General features: G+C 72.1%; 13 protein-coding genes. 6 read left to right on the top strand and 7 right to left on the bottom strand.

Annotation, left to right across the window (positions count from 1 at the left end):
• Positions 1-3: 3 nt before the first annotated feature.
• Positions 4-627, top strand: a complete 624-nt coding sequence (locus tag KUF83_RS31305; RefSeq protein ID WP_217458366.1) for a DUF305 domain-containing protein — start codon at positions 4-6, stop codon at positions 625-627.
• 213 nt (positions 628-840) lie between these two features.
• Positions 841-2790, top strand: a complete 1950-nt coding sequence (locus KUF83_RS31300; protein WP_254644652.1) for a protease pro-enzyme activation domain-containing protein — start codon at positions 841-843, stop codon at positions 2788-2790.
• Between the two features lie 5 nt (positions 2791-2795).
• On the opposite strand, the gene KUF83_RS31295 is transcribed toward KUF83_RS31300, so the two are convergent.
• Both KUF83_RS31295 and KUF83_RS31290 read right to left on the bottom strand, forming a co-directional pair.
• Complete coding sequence (locus KUF83_RS31295; protein ID WP_217458365.1) at positions 2796-3662, bottom strand: alpha/beta hydrolase; 867 nt, start codon at positions 3660-3662, stop codon at positions 2796-2798.
• Positions 3659-4402 carry a DUF998 domain-containing protein gene (locus KUF83_RS31290; protein ID WP_217458364.1) on the bottom strand — a complete coding sequence of 248 codons (744 nt, stop codon included), beginning with the start codon at positions 4400-4402 and terminating at the stop codon, positions 3659-3661. The genes KUF83_RS31295 and KUF83_RS31290 overlap by 4 nt, the downstream gene beginning before the upstream one ends.
• A 169-nt stretch (positions 4403-4571) precedes the next feature.
• On the opposite strand from KUF83_RS31290, the gene KUF83_RS31285 reads away from it, so the two are divergent.
• The gene (locus tag KUF83_RS31285) at positions 4572-6326 is read left to right on the top strand and encodes an NAD+ synthase (protein WP_217458363.1); all 1755 of its coding nucleotides are present in this window, start codon (positions 4572-4574) and stop codon (positions 6324-6326) included.
• A 90-nt stretch (positions 6327-6416) separates the two neighbouring features.
• Here KUF83_RS31285 and KUF83_RS31280 read toward each other — a convergent pair whose 3' ends face one another.
• The 4 genes from KUF83_RS31280 to KUF83_RS31265 all read right to left on the bottom strand — a co-directional run bounded on the left by KUF83_RS31280 (position 6417) and on the right by KUF83_RS31265 (position 11382).
• The gene (locus KUF83_RS31280) at positions 6417-7634 is read right to left on the bottom strand and encodes an MFS transporter (protein ID WP_217458362.1); all 1218 of its coding nucleotides are present in this window, start codon (positions 7632-7634) and stop codon (positions 6417-6419) included.
• 86 nt (positions 7635-7720) lie between these two features.
• Positions 7721-8758: an endonuclease/exonuclease/phosphatase family protein gene (locus KUF83_RS31275; protein ID WP_217458361.1), complete on the bottom strand. Its 1038-nt coding sequence runs from the start codon at positions 8756-8758 to the stop codon at positions 7721-7723.
• Positions 8759-8954: 196 nt separating this feature from the next.
• Complete coding sequence (locus tag KUF83_RS31270; protein WP_217458360.1) at positions 8955-9608, bottom strand: TetR/AcrR family transcriptional regulator; 654 nt, start codon at positions 9606-9608, stop codon at positions 8955-8957.
• Positions 9609-9807: 199 nt separating this feature from the next.
• Positions 9808-11382, bottom strand: coding sequence for an MFS transporter (locus tag KUF83_RS31265; protein ID WP_217458359.1), 1575 nt, complete (start codon positions 11380-11382; stop codon positions 9808-9810).
• A gap of 207 nt (positions 11383-11589) precedes the next feature.
• Between KUF83_RS31265 and panB the strand changes: the two genes are divergently transcribed.
• The 3 genes from panB to KUF83_RS31250 all read left to right on the top strand — a co-directional run bounded on the left by panB (position 11590) and on the right by KUF83_RS31250 (position 14528).
• Positions 11590-12453: a 3-methyl-2-oxobutanoate hydroxymethyltransferase gene (gene panB, locus KUF83_RS31260; RefSeq protein WP_217458358.1), complete on the top strand. Its 864-nt coding sequence runs from the start codon at positions 11590-11592 to the stop codon at positions 12451-12453.
• Between the two features lie 216 nt (positions 12454-12669).
• Positions 12670-13704: an ATP-binding cassette domain-containing protein gene (locus KUF83_RS31255; RefSeq protein WP_217458357.1), complete on the top strand. Its 1035-nt coding sequence runs from the start codon at positions 12670-12672 to the stop codon at positions 13702-13704.
• Complete coding sequence (locus KUF83_RS31250; protein WP_217458356.1) at positions 13701-14528, top strand: ABC transporter permease; 828 nt, start codon at positions 13701-13703, stop codon at positions 14526-14528. The genes KUF83_RS31255 and KUF83_RS31250 overlap by 4 nt, the downstream gene beginning before the upstream one ends.
• 36 nt (positions 14529-14564) lie before the next feature.
• Here the strand turns inward: KUF83_RS31250 and KUF83_RS31245 are convergent.
• The coding region (locus tag KUF83_RS31245) for an AAA family ATPase (RefSeq protein WP_254644651.1) at positions 14565-17193 on the bottom strand (2629 nt) is incomplete at its 5' end.

The following is a 17193-nucleotide window of genomic DNA, read 5'->3' as shown; positions in this document are numbered from 1 at the left end:
AAGATGAAGTCCGCCGGCTGGATCAGCGGGGCCGCCGCGGCCGTCCTCGTGGCGGCCGGGGCGATCACGTACGCGGTGGCCGACGGCGACGACTCCGGGATGAAGCCACCCGCGGCCGACTCGGCGGACGCCGGCTTCGCCCGTGACATGGCCGTGCACCACCAGCAGGCCGTCGAGATGTCGTACATCGTGCGCGACCGCACGGACGACGAGGAGGTGCGCCGCCTCGCGTACGACATCGCGCAGACCCAGGCCAACCAGCGCGGCATGCTGATCGGCTGGCTGGACCTGTGGGAGCTGCCCAAGGTGTCCGCCGATCCGCCCATGGAGTGGATGGGCATGGCCGGCATGGGGACCGGTGAGGACGGCGCGCTCATGCCGGGCATGGCGACCAACACGCAGATGGACTCGCTGCGCAAGCTGAGCGGCAAGGCGGCCGAGATCCGCTACCTGCAGCTCATGTACACGCACCACGTGGGCGGCGTGCACATGGCCGAGGGGTGTGTGGAGCGGTGCCGGGTCGGTGTGGAGCGGCGGCTCGCGCGGGGCATGGTGCAGGCCCAGGAGTCGGAGATGAAGCTGATCTCGGACCTGCTGAAGCAGCGCGGCGCCAAGCCGCCGAACTGACGCGGTGCCGGATCCGCCGAGACATCCCTCGGCGGTCAAGCACCGGCTCCGCTGGGGCGCGACCCGGCTTTATGTCGGTCATCGCGCCCCAAATCCTTTGCGTATACGGTTCCTTGGGCTCCTTTTGGCCCAGCCGTGCCCCGGCCATTCCCCTGGCATGAATGGTTGATCGCAAGAGTGACCCCCATCCAGTGATCCTTCAGGGGGTTCTCCATGAGATCCAAGAGATCCAACCGTGCCTCGGTGCGCGCCGGTGTGAGCATGGCGGCGACACTGCCTCTGCTCGCCGGTGCGCTGGCGCTCGGCATACCCGCGGCACACGCCTCCGACGCCCCGGCCGGCCGCGACACGCTCCAGGGCACCAAGCCCCTGTGGGCCACGGCGCGGGCGGACAAGGGGGCCACGGCGAACGGCTCCCGGGTGTCGGCCCGGGTCTATCTCGCCGGCCAGGACGCGGCGGGCCTGAGCGCCTACGCCAAGGCCGTGTCCGACCCGTCGTCGGCCTCGTACGGGAAGTACCTCGGCGCGCGGCAGGCCCAGGCGCGCTTCGGTGCGACCAGGGCCCAGGTGGCCGAGGTGACCGCCTGGCTCAGGTCGGCGGGGCTGACCGTCACCGGTACCAGTCGGCACTACGTGTCGGTGACCGGTGAAGTGGCCGACGCCGAGAGGGCGTTCGGCACCCAGCTGCACAACTACGCCAAGGGCGGGAAGACCTACCGCGCCCCCGCCGAGGCGGCCTCGGCACCGGGCGGCCTGAACGGCGCCGTCCTCACCGTGACCGGCCTGGACAACGCCCCGCACAAGGCGGACCACTCCGACACGCTGCCGCCGCCGGACGCGGTGTTCCGCAACGCCGGGCCGTTCTCCTCGTACTACGGCTCGAAGACCGCGACGACCCTCCCGGGCGCGTACGGCACGAAGATCCCGTACGCCGTGAAGGGCTACACCGGCAAGCAGTTGCGGGCCGCCTACGGGGCGGGCCGGGCGACCGGCAAGGGCGTGACCGTGGCGATCACGGACGCGTACGCCTCGCCGACGATCGCGGCGGACGCGGCCACGTACGCGGGCAGGCACGGCGACGCGGCGTACGGCGGCGGCCAGTTGCGGCAGGTGCTGCCCGGCGCGTACACGCGGACCGAGGAGTGCGGGGCGGCAGGCTGGTACGGCGAGGAGACCCTCGACGTCCAGGCCGTGCACGCGGTCGCGCCCGCCTCGGACATCGTCTACGTGGGCGCCGCGTCCTGCTACGACGACGATCTGCTCGACTCGCTCGGCAAGGTCGTCGACGGGCACCTGGCCGACATCGTCTCCAACTCGTGGGGCGACATCGAGGCCAACCAGACCCCGGACCTCGCCGCCGCCTACGACCAGGTCTTCCAGCTGGGCGCCATCGAGGGCATCGGCTTCTACTTCTCCTCCGGCGACAACGGCGACGAGGTCGCCAACACCGGTACGAAGCAGGTCGACACCCCCGCCAACTCGGCGTGGGTGACGGCGGTCGGCGGCACCTCGCTGGCCGTCGGCAAGGGCGACGCGTACAAGTGGGAGACCGGCTGGGGCACGCTCAAGGCCACGCTGTCGGACAACGGCAGGAGCTGGACGGACTTCCCGGGCGCCTACACCTCCGGCGCGGGCGGCGGCACCAGCGCGACGGTGAAGCAGCCGTTCTACCAGCGGGGTGTGGTGCCGTCCGCCCTCGCGAAGGCGAACGGCAAGCAGGCCATGCGCACGGTGCCGGACATCTCCGCGATCGCCGACCCCAACACGGGCTTCCTGGTCGGGCAGACGCAGACCTTCCCGGACGGGACGCAGAAGTACGGCGAGTACCGCATCGGCGGCACCTCGCTGGCCTCGCCGGTCATCGCGGGCATCCAGGCGCTGGCCCAGCAGCAGCGCGGCGGCCGGCCGATCGGTTTCGCCAACCCGGCGATCTACGACCGGTACGGCACGAAGCTGTACCACGACGTCACGGACCGCCCCACGGGCCGTGAACTCGCGGTGGCGCGGGTCGACTTCGTCAACTCGTTCGACGCGTCGGGGGGTCTGCTGACCTCGGTCCGCAGCCTCGGCAAGGACAGCTCGCTGAAGGCCGTCCGGGGGTACGACGACGTCACCGGCGTGGGTTCGCCCGCACCCGGATACGTGAACTCGTACCGCCACTGAGGCTTTCAGGCCTCTCTCGCCCGTCCCTCGTCCTCGTCGGCGAGGGGCGGGCGCGTCCCTGTGTCCAGGACCGCGTCCGCCACGTCCCGGGGGCGGTCGAGCATGACGAGGTGACCGGCGGGGGCGGACACCCGGAACGTGCCACCGAGCCGCTCGGCGAGGCGTTCCTGCCGCTCCAGCCACCGCCGCGAGCCGCCGGCGTGCGCGGCGAGCACGGTGACGCGCGCGTCCAGCGGAAGCCACTGCCGCAACGAGGCGAGCTCGACGGCCTGGTCCCGGTAGCGGGCGTTCTCGGCGAGGACGGCCCGCAGGAAGCGGCTGGTGGAGTAGGCGCGCCGGACGAGGCCTGCCGGGGCCGGGTCGCCGCCGCGGCTGCCTGCCCGGACCGCGGTACGCCGCAGGAGTGGTCCGAGGGCCCGTGGGAGGCCCGCGCCGGCCAGCAGCGTGCCGCACGCGCGCGTGGCGGCGTCCCGGAGCGCGGGGGCGGCCCTCGGGCGCGGGTTCTCCTCGACCGCGGTGTCGACCAGGACGAGCCCGGCCGTCCGCTCCGGGTACAGCCGTGCGAAGGCCTCGCAGTGGAATCCGGCGAGCGAGTGGCCGACCACGGTGGCGGGTGTGCCGACGCCTGCCGCGTCGAGCACGCGCGCGATGCGCTCCGCCTCGCCGGTGAGCGTGGGCCACGCGCGCGCGTGGCCGCTGAGCCCGAGGCCCGGCCGGTCGAAGCGGACGACCGTGCGGTGCGGGGCGAGGAGCGGTACGACCGGGTCCCAGTCGAACCACGCCATGCCCAGGCCGACGCTGAGCAGGCACGCGGGGCCGGTGCCTTCGACCCGGATGTGGTGGGGGACGCCACCTATACGGACGAAGGTCATGGCCGGGCGTCCCGGGAGGGCACGCGTTCGCCGCCCCGCACCTCGGGGATCCCGCCTCGGAGGGGTGCGCCGGGCGCCGGGGCGCGCAGGAGGGAGAGGGCCAGTACGCCCAGCCAGATGGCGACGACGCCCACCTGGAGCCGTTGGGCGAGGCCGACGCCCCAGTCCCCGTGGCCGGTCTCCAGGGCGGCGATCGCGGCCAGCGTCCAGGCGGTGGCGCCCAGTTCGAGCACGACGAGGCCGACACCGGAGCGGGCCGGCGGCGGCCCGGGCGCGCGGCGCCGGGCGGTGGGTGTGAGGGCCACCATGGCGACGAGGACGGCACACAGGGCGACCGTGCTGCTCACGGTGTGCGCGGAGTGGGCCCAGGGCACCAGGCCCGTGCGTTCCTGTGCGGCGCACACCGGGTCCGCGGTGGGGGTGCAGCTGAGCGGCAGGCGGGAGTCCACCGCGGTGGCCGTGCCGAAGAGGACGAGCGCGGCCCGGCCGACGAGCGCTCCCGGTCGCCCGCGGGGCCGCTCGCGGAGGGCCAGCAGGCCGCCGGCCGCCACGAGCACGCCCGCGACGAGGTCCGTCGTGCGGAACAGGGTGCCGTACGGCTGGTCGGCCGCGGCCAGTTCACTCACGTACGCGTGCACCGGGGAAAGGCCTGTCGGCAGGACGGCTTCGAGTGCCCAGGCCGTGTAGGTGAGCGCGCCGAGGGCCAGGAGGACGGCTGCGGCCGTGCGTGGTGTGGTCATCGACGACCATGATCGGGGCGCGGGCGGGGGTTCGCATGCCGTTCGGGCACCCGCGTGTTGTCCGCGGCCGGCCGCGCCCGCCCGGTGGGACCGCGCGGGCATGCCGGGTGGGGCGCCCCACACCCCTCCCCCGGCCCATCGCGTCGCTCTGACGATTACACTGGAACGCGTGCCTCAACTACGTCTCGCTCTGAATCAGATCGACTCGACCGTCGGCGATCTCGCCGGGAACGCCGAGGCGATCGTCCGTTGGACCCGGCACTCCGCCGAGCAGGGTGCGCATCTGGTGGCGTTCCCCGAGATGGTGCTGACCGGGTATCCCGTCGAGGACCTGGCTCTGCGCTCGTCCTTCGTGGAGGCGTCCCGCGCGGCCCTGCGCTCGCTCGCCGCGCGGCTCGCCGACGAGGGGTTCGGGGAGCTGCCGGTCGTCGTCGGCTACCTCGACCGCTCCGAGAAGGCCCAGCCCAAGTACGGCCAGCCGGCGGGCGCCCCGCGGAACGCGGCGGCCGTGCTGCACGGCGGTGAGGTGGTCCTCACCTTCGCCAAGCACCACCTGCCGAACTACGGCGTGTTCGACGAGTTCCGCTACTTCGTGCCCGGTGACACCCTGCCGGTCGTGCGGGTGCGCGGCGTCGACGTCGCGCTCGCCATCTGTGAGGACCTCTGGCAGGACGGCGGCCGGGTCCCGGCGGCCCGTTCCGCCGGGGCCGGTCTGCTGGTGTCGATCAACGCCTCGCCGTACGAGCGCGACAAGGACGACACCCGGCTCGGTCTCGTGCGCAAGCGCGCGCAGGAGGCCGGCTGCACGACCGCGTACCTGGCCATGATCGGCGGTCAGGACGAGCTCGTCTTCGACGGCGACTCGATCGTCGTCGACCGCCACGGCGAAGTCGTCGCGCGGGCCCCGCAGTTCGCCGAGGGATGCATCGTCCTCGACCTGGACCTGCCAGCCGCTGCCACCGAGGTTCCGTCGGGGGTCGTGGACGACGGGCTGCGCATCGACCACCTCGTCCTCTCCGAGGAGCCGCTGCCCGCGTACGAGCCGGAGCTCTCCGGCGGGTACGCCGAGCGGCTGGACGACGACGAGGAGGTGTACTCCGCGCTCGTGGTGGGGCTGCGGGCGTACGCGGCGAAGAACGGCTTCCGGTCCGTGCTGATCGGGCTCTCGGGCGGTATCGACTCCGCGATCGTCGCCGCGATCGCCTGCGACGCGCTCGGCGCACAGAACGTGTACGGCGTGTCGATGCCGTCCAAGTACTCCTCGGACCACTCCAGGGGTGACGCGGCGGAGCTGGCCCGGCGGACCGGGCTCAACTTCCGGACCGTACCGATCGAGCCGATGTTCGACGCGTACATGGGGTCACTGGGGCTCACCGGTCTGGCCGAGGAGAACCTCCAGTCACGGCTGCGCGGCACCCTGCTCATGGCCCTCTCCAACCAGGAGGGGCACATCGTGCTGGCGCCGGGCAACAAGTCCGAGCTGGCGGTGGGGTATTCGACGCTGTACGGCGACTCGGTGGGCGCGTACGGGCCGATCAAGGACGTCTACAAGACGTCGATCTTCCGGCTGGCCGAGTGGCGCAACCGCGCGGCGGCCGAGCGCGGGCAGACCCCGCCGATCCCGGAGAACTCCATCTCCAAGCCGCCGAGCGCCGAGCTGAGTCCCGGCCAGGTCGACACGGACTCGCTGCCGGACTACCCCGTCCTGGACGGGATTCTGGAGCTGTACGTCGACCGTGACACGGGGGCCGACGCGATCGTGGCCGCGGGGTACGACCGCGAGGTGGTCATGAAGACCCTGCGCATGGTCGACACGGCGGAGTACAAGCGGCGGCAGTACCCGCCGGGGACCAAGATCTCCGCCAAGGGGTTCGGCAAGGACCGGCGGCTGCCGATCACCAATCGGTGGCGGGAGAGCGTCTGACAGGGGTACGAGAAAGGGGGCGCCCGGTGTCGGCCGGGCGCCCCCTTCTTGTTGTTCTTCCCCGCGCCCCTCGAACGGCTGAGCCGTTCGTCAGAGGTGGGCGGGGGTCTCCGTGGGGTGGGGGGTGTGTGTCGCCACCACGCGGCCCTTGTGGGGGGTGGTCCGGCGCCGGTCCACCACGTACGCGATCGTCGCCACGCCGAGTCCCAGTACGGCGAGGGCCGCGCCCGCGAGGGCCGGGGACGTCACGCCGAAGCCTGCCGCGAGGGCGAGGCCGCCGATCCAGGCGCCGCCGGCGTTCGCGAGGTTGAAGGCGGCCTGATTGGCGGAGGACGCCAGCGAGGGGGCCGAGGACGCCTTCTCCATGACCATCAGCAGGAGCGGGGAGCTGGTGACGAACGCCGCCGTGCCGAGCAGGACCACGGCGAGGGCCGCGCTCCACGCCGTGGCCATCAGGGCCGGGAAGACGGCCAGGACCGCCACCAGCGAGATGAGCCCGCCGAACAGGGTGGCACGCATCGACCGGTCGGCCAGGCGGCCGCCGAGCAGGTTGCCCGCGGTCGCGCCCACGCCGAACAGCGCAAGCAGCAGGGTCACGCTGGAGTCGGCGTATCCGGCGGAGTCCGTGAGCATCGGCGTGATGTAGCTGTACGCCGAGAAGAGCGCGCCGAAGCCCGCGACGGTCGTGCCGAGGGCGAGCCAGACCGGGAGCGACCTGAGGGCGGCCAGTTCGCCGCGCAGGCCGGCGGCGGGGGCGTGCGCGTGGTCGCGGGGCAGTACCAGTGCGAGGGACGCGATGGCCGCGAGGCCGATCACGCTGACGCCCAGGAACGTGGCGCGCCAGCCGAAGTTCTGGCCCACCAGGGTCGCGGCGGGCACTCCGGCGATGTTCGCGACGGTCAGGCCGAGGAACATCAGGGAGACCGCGCGGGCCTTGCGCTCGGGGGCGACGAGGCCGGTGGCGACGACGGCGCCCACACCGAAGAAGGCGCCGTGGGGCAGGCCGCTCAGGAAGCGGGCGGCGACCAGCCAGTGGTAGTCGGGGGCGAGGGCCGAGAGCGCGTTGCCCGCGACGAACAGCACCATGAGACCGATGAGGACCTTGCGGCGGGACATGCGGGCGGTCACCGCGGCGAGCAGCGGGGCGCCGATGACGACGCCGATCGCGTACGCCGAGACCAGGTGTCCCGCGGTGGGGATCGAGATGCCCAGGTCGTCCGCGACGTCGGGCAGCAGGCCCATCATCACGAACTCGGTGGTGCCGATGCCGAAGGCGCCCACGGCTAGGGCGAGCAGGGCCAGGGGCATGAGGGACCTTCCAAACGAGTGCGGTGTTCCGTACAGCTTATGTTCATCTACGGAACAAAGCATCCCGCGCCTGGTATTCCCAGGGGTTACGGGGTGGTTGCCGAAAGCTTCACGCGGGCGGCGATCGGAAGATGGTCACTGCCCGTCCCGGGGAGGGTCCACGAGGTGACCGGCTCGACGCCCTTGACCATGATCTGGTCGATCCGGGCCATCGGGAACGACGCCGGCCAGCTGAACCCGAAGCCGCTGCCCGCGGCGCCCTGCGTGGAGCGCATCTGCGAGGTGACGGCGTTCAGCGCGCGGTCGTTCATCGTGCCGTTCAGGTCGCCGAGGAGGGCGATCTGCGGCAGCCTCTCGTCGGCGATGGCCTCACCGAGCGCGTCGGCGCTCTTGTCGCGCTGCCGCGCGGTGAATCCGGCCTCCAGCTTCACGCGTACGGAGGGGAGATGGGCCACGTACACCGCGAGCCGCCCCTCGGGCGCGGTGACCGTCGCCCGCATCGCGCGCGTCCAGCCGAGCTTGATGTCGACGGGCCTGGACGCGCTCAGCGGGTACTTGCTCCACAGGCCGACCGTGCCCTGCACGGAGTGGTACCGGTACGTCGAGGCGAGGGCCTTCTCGTACACCGGGACCGCCGAGGTCGTCAGTTCCTCCAGGGCCACCACGTCCGCGCCGGACGCGGCGACGTCGCGGGCCGTGCCGGCCGGGTCCGGGTTGTCGGCGTTGACGTTGTGCGTGGCGACGGTGAGGTCCCCGCCGGGGCCCGTCCGGTCGACGAGCAGCCCGCCGAAGAGGTTGAGCCACACGACGGCCGGCAGCAGCACGGCGATCAGCGCGGTCGCGGACCTGCGGACCAGGGCGAGGACGAGCAGCACCGGCACGAAGAGGCCCAGCCAGGGCAGGAAGGTCTCCAGGAGACTGCCGAGGTTGCCGATGGTGTTCGGGATCTGCGCGTGCAGCACCATCACCAGGGCGAGCACGAGGGCGAACGCGGCGAGGACGATTCCCCGGCGCCAGATGCCCCGGTCGGCGCGGAGCGTGGAGAACAGGCGCCGGAGCCGGGTTCCTCTGCGGTCGGGCCCCTGGCCGCCGCTGCCCGTCTCCGTCATGTACGCCTGCGCCATACCGTCGCCTCACCAACTGCCGTTCACATCGTCCCCGCGTCTAAGACCCTAGGGGATGATCGCGTCCGTTCCCGCCGTCTCTTGACGGCCGTACGGGCACGAGGACGAGGAAGTGGGTGTGCCGAGTTCCGGCAGCGCGCCCATCGGGGTGGCTTGTGACGAAACGTGCACATTCGCCCGGGAGCCGGGGCGCGGCTCAGGGGGCGGCGGGTCCCAGCCCGGCGAGGACGGTGTCGACGATCCGTTCGGACAGGCCCTCCTCCAGCTCCGCGTCCGGGCGGATGACGGCGCGTACGAGCATGGGCCCCACGAAGAGGTCGTTGGCCAGTTCGACGTCGACGTCCGCGCGGATCTCGCCGTTCTCCTGGCCGCGGCGCAGCACGTCGAGCGCCCTCAGGCGGCGCGGCTCGACGACGGCCGCGTGGTACACCTTCCACAGCTTGGGACTGCTCTTCATCTGCGCGAAGACGTTGTGCATGATCGCCGACGAACGGCTCACCAGCCCGCGCTGCCGCAGCGATTCGAGCAGGACGATCAGGTCGTCCCGCATGGACGTGCCGGGCAGTTCCGGGTCGGGCGGCTCGGCGGTGCGCAGCACGTCGCAGAAGAGCTCCTCGCGGCCGCTCCAGCGCCGGTAGATGGTGGCCTTTCCCACACCGGCGATGCGCGCGACCCGCTCGATGGAGATGTCCGCGAGCGGAACGCCCTCCTCCAGCAGCTTCATGACGCCCTCGACGATCGAGCGTTCCACCGCCTCGCTGCGGGGGCGCCCTCTGGCGGCCCCGCCCCGTACGGCCGTACCCGCCTCGCGCTCCGCGCCGCCCACGTGTTCGCTCCGCTCTCCTCGCATGCCGCTGTCCTGTCCCCGCGCCGGCGCACTGTTCCGCCGCTCCCGGCCAAGTCGATTGTCCCTGGCCGACCGGGCGACGGCGGCCCGTCCGGCCGAGCCGTACGCCCCGGCGGGAGGCCGATGGGTCGCCCGCGGGCGTGTCGTGGCCGGGCGCGCAGTTCCCCGCGCCCCCTTCGGGAGCCCTCGCTTCGGGGGCGCTTCAGTGGTCGGCGCCCACCAGTTCAGTCTCCGTGTCGGCCGGGTTCGGGGTGCGGCCCGGCAGGTACAGGCCCACGACCACCGCGCCCACGAGGGCGACGCCCGCGCCGCACAGGGCCGTGACGTGCATCGCGTGCAGGAAGGCGTCGTTGGCCGGGCCGACGAGGGCGTCCCCCTTCGGGCCGAGCTTCGCGGCGAAGCCGAGGGTCGCCTCGATGGACTCCCCCGCGGTGTGCCGTGCGGCGGCGGGCAGCTCGTCCTCGATGCCCGAGCGGTACGCGGCGGACAGGACCGAACCGAGCACGGCGATGCCCAGGGCGCCGCCGACCTGCCGGAACGTGTTGCTGAGCGCGGAGGCGGAACCCGCCTTCTCACGGGGCAGGGCCTGCATGATCACCACGCTGGTCGGCGTCATGATGTGCGCCATTCCCGCGCCCATCAGGAAGAAGACGACCTCCAGGATCCAGATCGGCGTGTCCGCCTCCAGCGTGGCGAACGCGGCCAGCATCGCGGCGATGGTGAGCATGCCGCCGGTCGTGGTGGCCTTGTTGCCGAAGCGGTCCACGACGAGCCGGGCGCGCGGCGCGAAGACGAGTTGCGCGACGGCCAGCGGCAGCATCAGCAGGCCGGTCTGCAGGGGCGAGTATCCGCGCACGCTCTGTGTGTAGAAGACGGCGAAGAAGGTCACGCCCATCAGCGCGAAGAACACGAGCGCGATGGCGGCGATGGCGGCCGAGAAGACCTTGTTCCGGAAGTGGCCGACGTCGATGGACGGGTGGTCGCTGTGCTTCTGGTGCACGACGAAGCCGACGAGTACGGCGAGCCCGGCGCCGATGGTCGCGAGGACCGTGGGGTCGGTGAAATCGGCGAGCTGGCCGCCCTTGATGATGCCGTACACCAGCAGGACGAGCCCGACGACGGACAGCCCGACGCCCACCGGGTCGATCCGGCCGGGCGCGGGGTCGCGGGAGTCGGGGACGAGCCAGACCATCAGGGCGAGCGCCACGACCACGATCGGCACGTTGACCAGGAAGACGGATCCCCACCAGAAGTGGTCGAGCAGGACCCCTCCGGTGATCGGGCCGATCGCGATGGCCAGGCCCACTCCGCCCGCCCAGATGCCGATGGCCTTCGGCTGTTCGTCGCGCTCGAAGACGTTCATGAGGACGGCGAGCGTGGCCGGCATCACAAAGGCGGCGCCGAGGCCCATCACCGCACGGAACGCGACGAGCTCGGCCGGGGAGCCGGAGGAGGCGGCGAGCGCCGAGCCGATGCCGAACACGAGGAGGCCGCCGAGGAGGACCTTCTTGCGCCCGAGCCGGTCGCCGAGCAGGCCCGCGGAGAAGAGCAGGCCCGCGAAGACGAGGGTGTAGGAGTTGATGGCCCATTCCAGCTCGCTCTGGGTGGCTCCCAGGCCGGTCGGGGCGGGTGTCGAGATGGTCTTGATGGCGACGTTGAGGATCGAGTTGTCGAGGACGACGATCAGCAGGCTCAGCATCAGGACGCCGAGGATCGCCCAGCGTCGCCGGTGCACGGCTTCCGGTGTCCGGGAGGCGGGAACGGCAGGTGTTGTCATGGCTGAAAGGCTATGCAGTTTTCGATACGAGACCGTCTCGTATCGAAATCTCTTACCGAAGCCTTACGCACCGTGGAGGCCGCTTCGGGGCCCGGCGGAGCAGGGCCGTGGTGGCCCCCCTAGCCGTTCGAGGGCACGAGGTGCCACCATGGACGTGATCCGGGGACACCGTCAGGGTGCCTCGAGATGACAGAAGGAGCCGTTGCCATGACGCAGCTTTCGGCTGCCCGGACCACCGACAGCAGCAGCAATGCGCTGTACGGGGGCAAGGGCACACGCCGTATCACCGTCCGCGACATCACCGTCGCCAAGGAACGCGGCGAGAAGTGGCCGATGCTCACCGCGTACGACGCGATGACCGCGTCCGTCTTCGACGAGGCCGGCATCCCGGTCATGCTCGTCGGTGACTCGGCGGGCAACTGTCACCTGGGCTACGAGACGACCGTGCCCGTCACGCTCGACGAGATGACCATGCTGTCGGCCGCCGTCGTACGGGGCACCTCGCGCGCCCTCATCGTGGGTGACCTGCCCTTCGGGTCGTACCAGGAGGGGCCCGTGCAGGCGCTCCGGTCGGCCACGCGGCTGGTGAAGGAGGCCGGGGTCGGCGCGGTGAAGCTGGAGGGCGGCGAGCGCTCGCACCGGCAGATCGAGCTGCTCGTGGAGTCCGGCATCCCCGTCATGGCGCACATCGGCCTGACGCCCCAGTCGGTGAACTCCATGGGATACCGCGTCCAGGGCCGCGGCGAGGAGGCCGCCCAGCAGCTGCTGCGGGACGCGAAGGCCGTCCAGGACGCGGGTGCGTTCGCGGTCGTGCTGGAGCTCGTGCCGGCCGAGCTGGCCGCCGAGGTCACCCGGGTGCTGCACATTCCGACGGTCGGTATCGGTGCCGGGCCCGACACGGACGCGCAGGTTCTCGTGTGGACCGACATGCTCGGGCTCACGGGCGGCAAGATGCCGCGCTTCGTGAAGCAGTACGCGAACCTGCGTGAGGTCATGGGCAACGCCGCGAAGGCGTTCGCCGACGACGTCGTCGGCGGAACGTTCCCGCAGGAGGAGCACTCCGTCCACTAGTCCACTGCGGCACCAAGGCAGCCCGCCGATCTTCCCCCGTCGGCGGGCTGCCGTTTTGCGCTCCCGTTTCGCACCGGGGGGCACGGCATGCGGCGGCGGGTCCGTCTCGGCCGGTCGCGCAGTTCCCCGCGCCCCTGAAAGCGGGCTGTCGGTGGTACGTCGAGCCTGTCGGTGGGCTGTCGGTGGTTTGTCGGTGAGGGCTGACACCTTGGCGGCATGACGCGAATCGACAAGAACCCCCGGCAAGAAGGCGGCCGCCGTGACGCCGTCACCGTCCGGGGACTGGTCAAGCACTACGGCGAGACCAAGGCACTGGACGGCGTGGACCTGGACGTGCGCGAGGGCACCGTGATGGGTGTGCTCGGACCGAACGGCGCAGGCAAGACCACCCTCGTACGGATCCTGTCCACCCTTCTCATGCCCGACACCGGGCAGGCGACCGTCGCCGGTTACGACGTCCTGCGCCAGCCCCGGCAATTGCGCCGGGTGATCGGCCTGACCGGGCAGTACGCCTCCGTCGACGAGAAGCTCCCGGGCTGGGAGAACCTCTACATGATCGGCCGGCTCCTCGACCTGCCCCGCAAGGACGCCCGCGCCCGCGCCGACGAGCTGCTGGAGCGCTTCTCGCTCACCGACGCCGCCAGGCGTCCGGCGAGCACGTACTCCGGAGGTATGCGGCGGCGGCTGGACCTGGCCGCGTCGATGATCGGGCAGCCCTCCGTCCTCTTCCTCGACGAGCCCACCACCGGTCTCGACCCGCGCACCCGCAACGAGGTGTGGACCGAGGTCAAGCGCATGGTCGGCGACGGTGTCACCGTCCTGCTCACCACCCAGTACATGGAGGAGGCCGAGCAGCTCGCCTCCGAGCTGACCGTCGTGGACCGCGGCAAGGTCATAGCCAACGGCGCCATCGAGGAGCTGAAGGCGAAGGTCGGCGGCCGCAGTCTGCGGGTCCGCCCGGTCGATCCACTGCAGCTGCGGCCGCTGGCCGTCGCGCTCGACGAGATGGGCCTCACCGGGCTGGCCACCTCGACCGTGGACACCGACCGCGGTGACGTCATCGTCCCGATCCTCAGTGACGAGCAGCTGACGGCCGTGGTCGGCGCGGTCACCGCGCGCGGCATCACGCTCTCCTCCATCACCACCGAACTGCCCAGCCTGGACGAGGTGTTCCTCTCCCTCACCGGCCACCGTGCCAGTGCCCCGCAGGACGCCACGCCCGCCCCCGACCTCGAGGAGGTCGCCGTATGAGCGCCGCCGCCACCACTCTGTCCGCCGACGACCTCAAGGCGGACGCCCGGATCTCGCTGCGCGGTCACCTGCGCCACACCGGCGCCCTCGTCCGCCGCAACCTGCTGTGGATCCGGCAGGACCCCGAGTCGATGTTCGACGCGCTGCTGATGCCGGTCGTCTTCACCCTGCTGTTCGTGTACGTCTTCGGCGGCTCGATCGGGCAGGCCCTGGGCGGCGGGCAGGACGGGTACGTGCAGTACGTGATCCCCGGCATGATCGCGATGATGAGCATGACGCTGTCCCAGGGCGTCGGCACGGGCTTCAGTCAGGACTTCAACTCCGGTGTCATGGACCGCTTCCGGTCGCTGCCGATCGGGCGGGGCTCGGTGCTGTTCGCGAAGGTCTCGGTGGAACTGGTCCGCATGCTGTTCGCGACGACCGTGCTGATGATCGTCGCCGTCCTCGTCGGGTTCGACATCAACAGCTGGCCCGGCCTGTTCGCGGCCGTGGGCCTGGCCGCGGTGTTCGCCTCGTCGATCATGTGGGTGTTCCTCACCCTGGGCGTGATCCTGAAGAACGCGCAGTCCGTCCAGGCGATGGGATTCCTCGTGCTGTTCCCGCTGCAGTTCGGTTCGTCGATCTTCGCCCCGACGGCGTCGATGCCCGGCTGGCTGCAGGCGTTCACCGACTACAACCCGCTGTCCACGCTCGCGGACGCGGCCCGTGGGCTGATGGTGGGCGGCCCGGTCGCGCACGACCTGTGGGTGACCCTCGGCTGGTCGGTGGCGATCACCGCGGTGATGGCGCCGGTCGCGATCCACAAGTTCCGCACGAAGAGCTGACCTGGGCCGGGGCCCCGTCCTCGCCTCGCACGCGCGTCAGAGCAGGGCGGTGGCCTCCTCGAAGGAGAGGCTGCCGCCCTCCGCGTACGCGGTCTCGTAGGCCTCCTCGCCGAGGACCGCGCGTGCCTCGGACTCGGCCCGGTCCCGTGCCTCCCGCTCAGCGGTGGCCCGGAAGTAGGCGGGCGGCAGCAGCCCGTCGGCGACGCCGAGGCAGCGGGCGGCGTCCCGGGCACGCCGGCCACCGTCCAGGCCGGACAGCACGAGGGCGGCGGTGGTCAACTGCATGGACCTCATGTGCGGCGACAACATGCGGGTCAGGGGGTCGTCCGCCTGCGCCAGGGCACCCCGGATCTTCACCGACGCCTCCTCGTAGAGGCCCTCCTGGACGTCCAGCCAGGCCTCGACACCGAGGACGTATCCGTTGAAGACCACGAAGCGCACGGCGGCGAACTCGGCGCGCAGCCTGCTGATCTGCTCACGGGCCTCGGGGACGCGGCCGGTGCGGCTGAGCCACATCGTGAGGGAGAGCCGGGCCGCCGGCATGGCCTCGTTGTGTGCGCCCTGTCCTTCCTCCAGGACGTCGCGCAGCAGCCCCTCGCCCCGCTCGGTCTCGCCCGAGTCGATGAGGACGCTGCCGAGGCGGGTGGTGAGGATGGCCGTCTGGGCGCGGGCGCCGAGGCGTTCGGCGTGGGTGATGGCCCGCGTGTAGTCCGCGGCGGCCAGGGCGTTGTCGCCCTGGCGTTCGTGGGCCTCACCGCGGACGGAGAGCGCCTCGGCGGTGCCCCAGGCGTCCCCGATGCCGGCGAAGATCTCCAGTGACTCGTCGGCGTCACGGGTCGCGTCGCCGGCCCAGTCGCTGCGGTTGGCCAGGACGTTGGCGCCCATCTGCAGGGCGACGGCCAGCTCCCACCGGTAACCGAGCTCGCGACAGGTGTCGACGCTCGCGTCGACCACCTCGCGCAGCCGGTCCATGTCGCCGGTCAGCATCACGGCGAAGAACCAGAGGTAGCCGGGGTTGCGGCAGACCTGCGGGAGCCCCGGCCGGTAGGCCTCGGTGATGGCCAGCAGCTTCGCCTCGGCCTCGGGCGTGCTCCAGGTCTCCAGCTCCAGGTCCATGCAGGCGAGATGGATGAGGTGGACACCGCGCCGGGCCTCCTGGAGGACCTCTGGCCGCATCGGCGGCGGCGTCGCGGTGCACGGTTCGTACAGGGGGACGGCCGGCTCCGCGGGCGGCGCGAACGGGTCGGGGCCCAGTGCGATGACCTCGCGGGACCAGTTGCGGAGCGCTGTGCGCGCGTCGCGGATCTGCCAGTACCAGGCGAGGGAGAGGACGAGGCTGAGCGCCTCCTGCTCGTCGTGTTCGGCGACGGCGTGCTGCAGGGCCGCGCGCATGTTCTCGCCCTCGCGCTGGAGCAGTTCGATCGCCGCGCGCTGGCCGGGGCCACGCAGTGCGGGGTCGGTGGTGCGCGCGAGTTCGCGGTAGTACGTGAGGTGGGCGCGCTCGGTCGCGGGGCGGTCGCCGGACTCGTCGAGCCGCTGCCCGGCGTACTCGGCGACCGTCTCCAGGAGCCGGTAGCGCATCTCGCCGCCGCCCGAAGGGGCGGCCACCACGAGGGACTTGTCGACGAGCGAGCCGAGAGCCTCCAGTGCGGCGGGGCCGCAGACGGCCTCGGCGGCGGCGAGGTCGCAGCCGCCCGCGAACACGGACAGCCGCCGCAGTACGTCGCGTTCGTCCTCGTCCAGGAGTTCCCAGGACCAGTCAACGACGGCCCGCAGGGTCTGCTGGCGGGGCAGGACGGTACGGCTGCCGGAGGTGAGGAGACGGAAGCGGTTGTCGAGACGGTCGGCGATCTGACGCGGGGTGAGCATCCGCAGCCGGGCGGCGGCGAGTTCGATGGCGAGCGGCAGCCCGTCGAGCCGCCGGCAGATCTCGGCGGCGGCCTCCGGGTCGTCCTCGATGCGGAAGCCGGGCCGGGCGGCCGCTCCCCGGTCGGCGAGCAGCTTCAGCGCGTACGGCTCGGGCAGCGGCTCGACGGGCCTCAGCAACTCCCCCGGCACACCGAGGGGTTCACGGCTCGTGGCGAGGACGGTCAGTCCCGGGCAGCGCTCCAGCAGTTGCTCGACGAGCCGGGCCGCGGCGTCCACGACGTGTTCGCAGTTGTCGAGGACGATCAGCATGCGGCGTTTGGCGCAGTGCTCGGTGAGCCGAACGAGCGGGTCGTCGTGCCGGTCGGTGACGGCCCGCATCTCCTCGGCCCCGGCGCCGCGCAGCACGGTCTCGCGGGCCCCGAGCGCGGTGAGGACGGCCTCGGGGACGGCCTCCGGGTCGTCCACGGGAGCGAGTTCGGCCAGCCACACCCCGTCGGGCAGGGTCTCGGCGACGCTCTCCGCCGCTTCCTGCGAGAGCCGGGTCTTCCCGGCGCCGCCGGGCCCGAGCAGCGTGACGAGCCGCGCCGACGCGAGGTCGTCGCGGATGGTCGCGAGGTCGGTGCTCCGGCCGACGAAGGAGGTGAGCCGGGCCCGGAGGTTGCCGAGGACCACGGCACGCTCCCGCATCCCGGACCTGGCGCCGCGGTGCCCCGCGTCCGGTGCCGGGGCGGGGTGCGGCGCCGCCCCGGGTCCATGGCTGTACGAAGCGGGGTCGGGCCCCCGGCGGTCCGGGACC

Origin of the sequence: Streptomyces sp. BV286, from assembly GCF_019090165.1 — a bacterium.
Lineage (GTDB): Bacteria > Actinomycetota > Actinomycetes > Streptomycetales > Streptomycetaceae > Streptomyces.
This window is presented reverse-complemented; position numbering and strand designations above follow the sequence as displayed.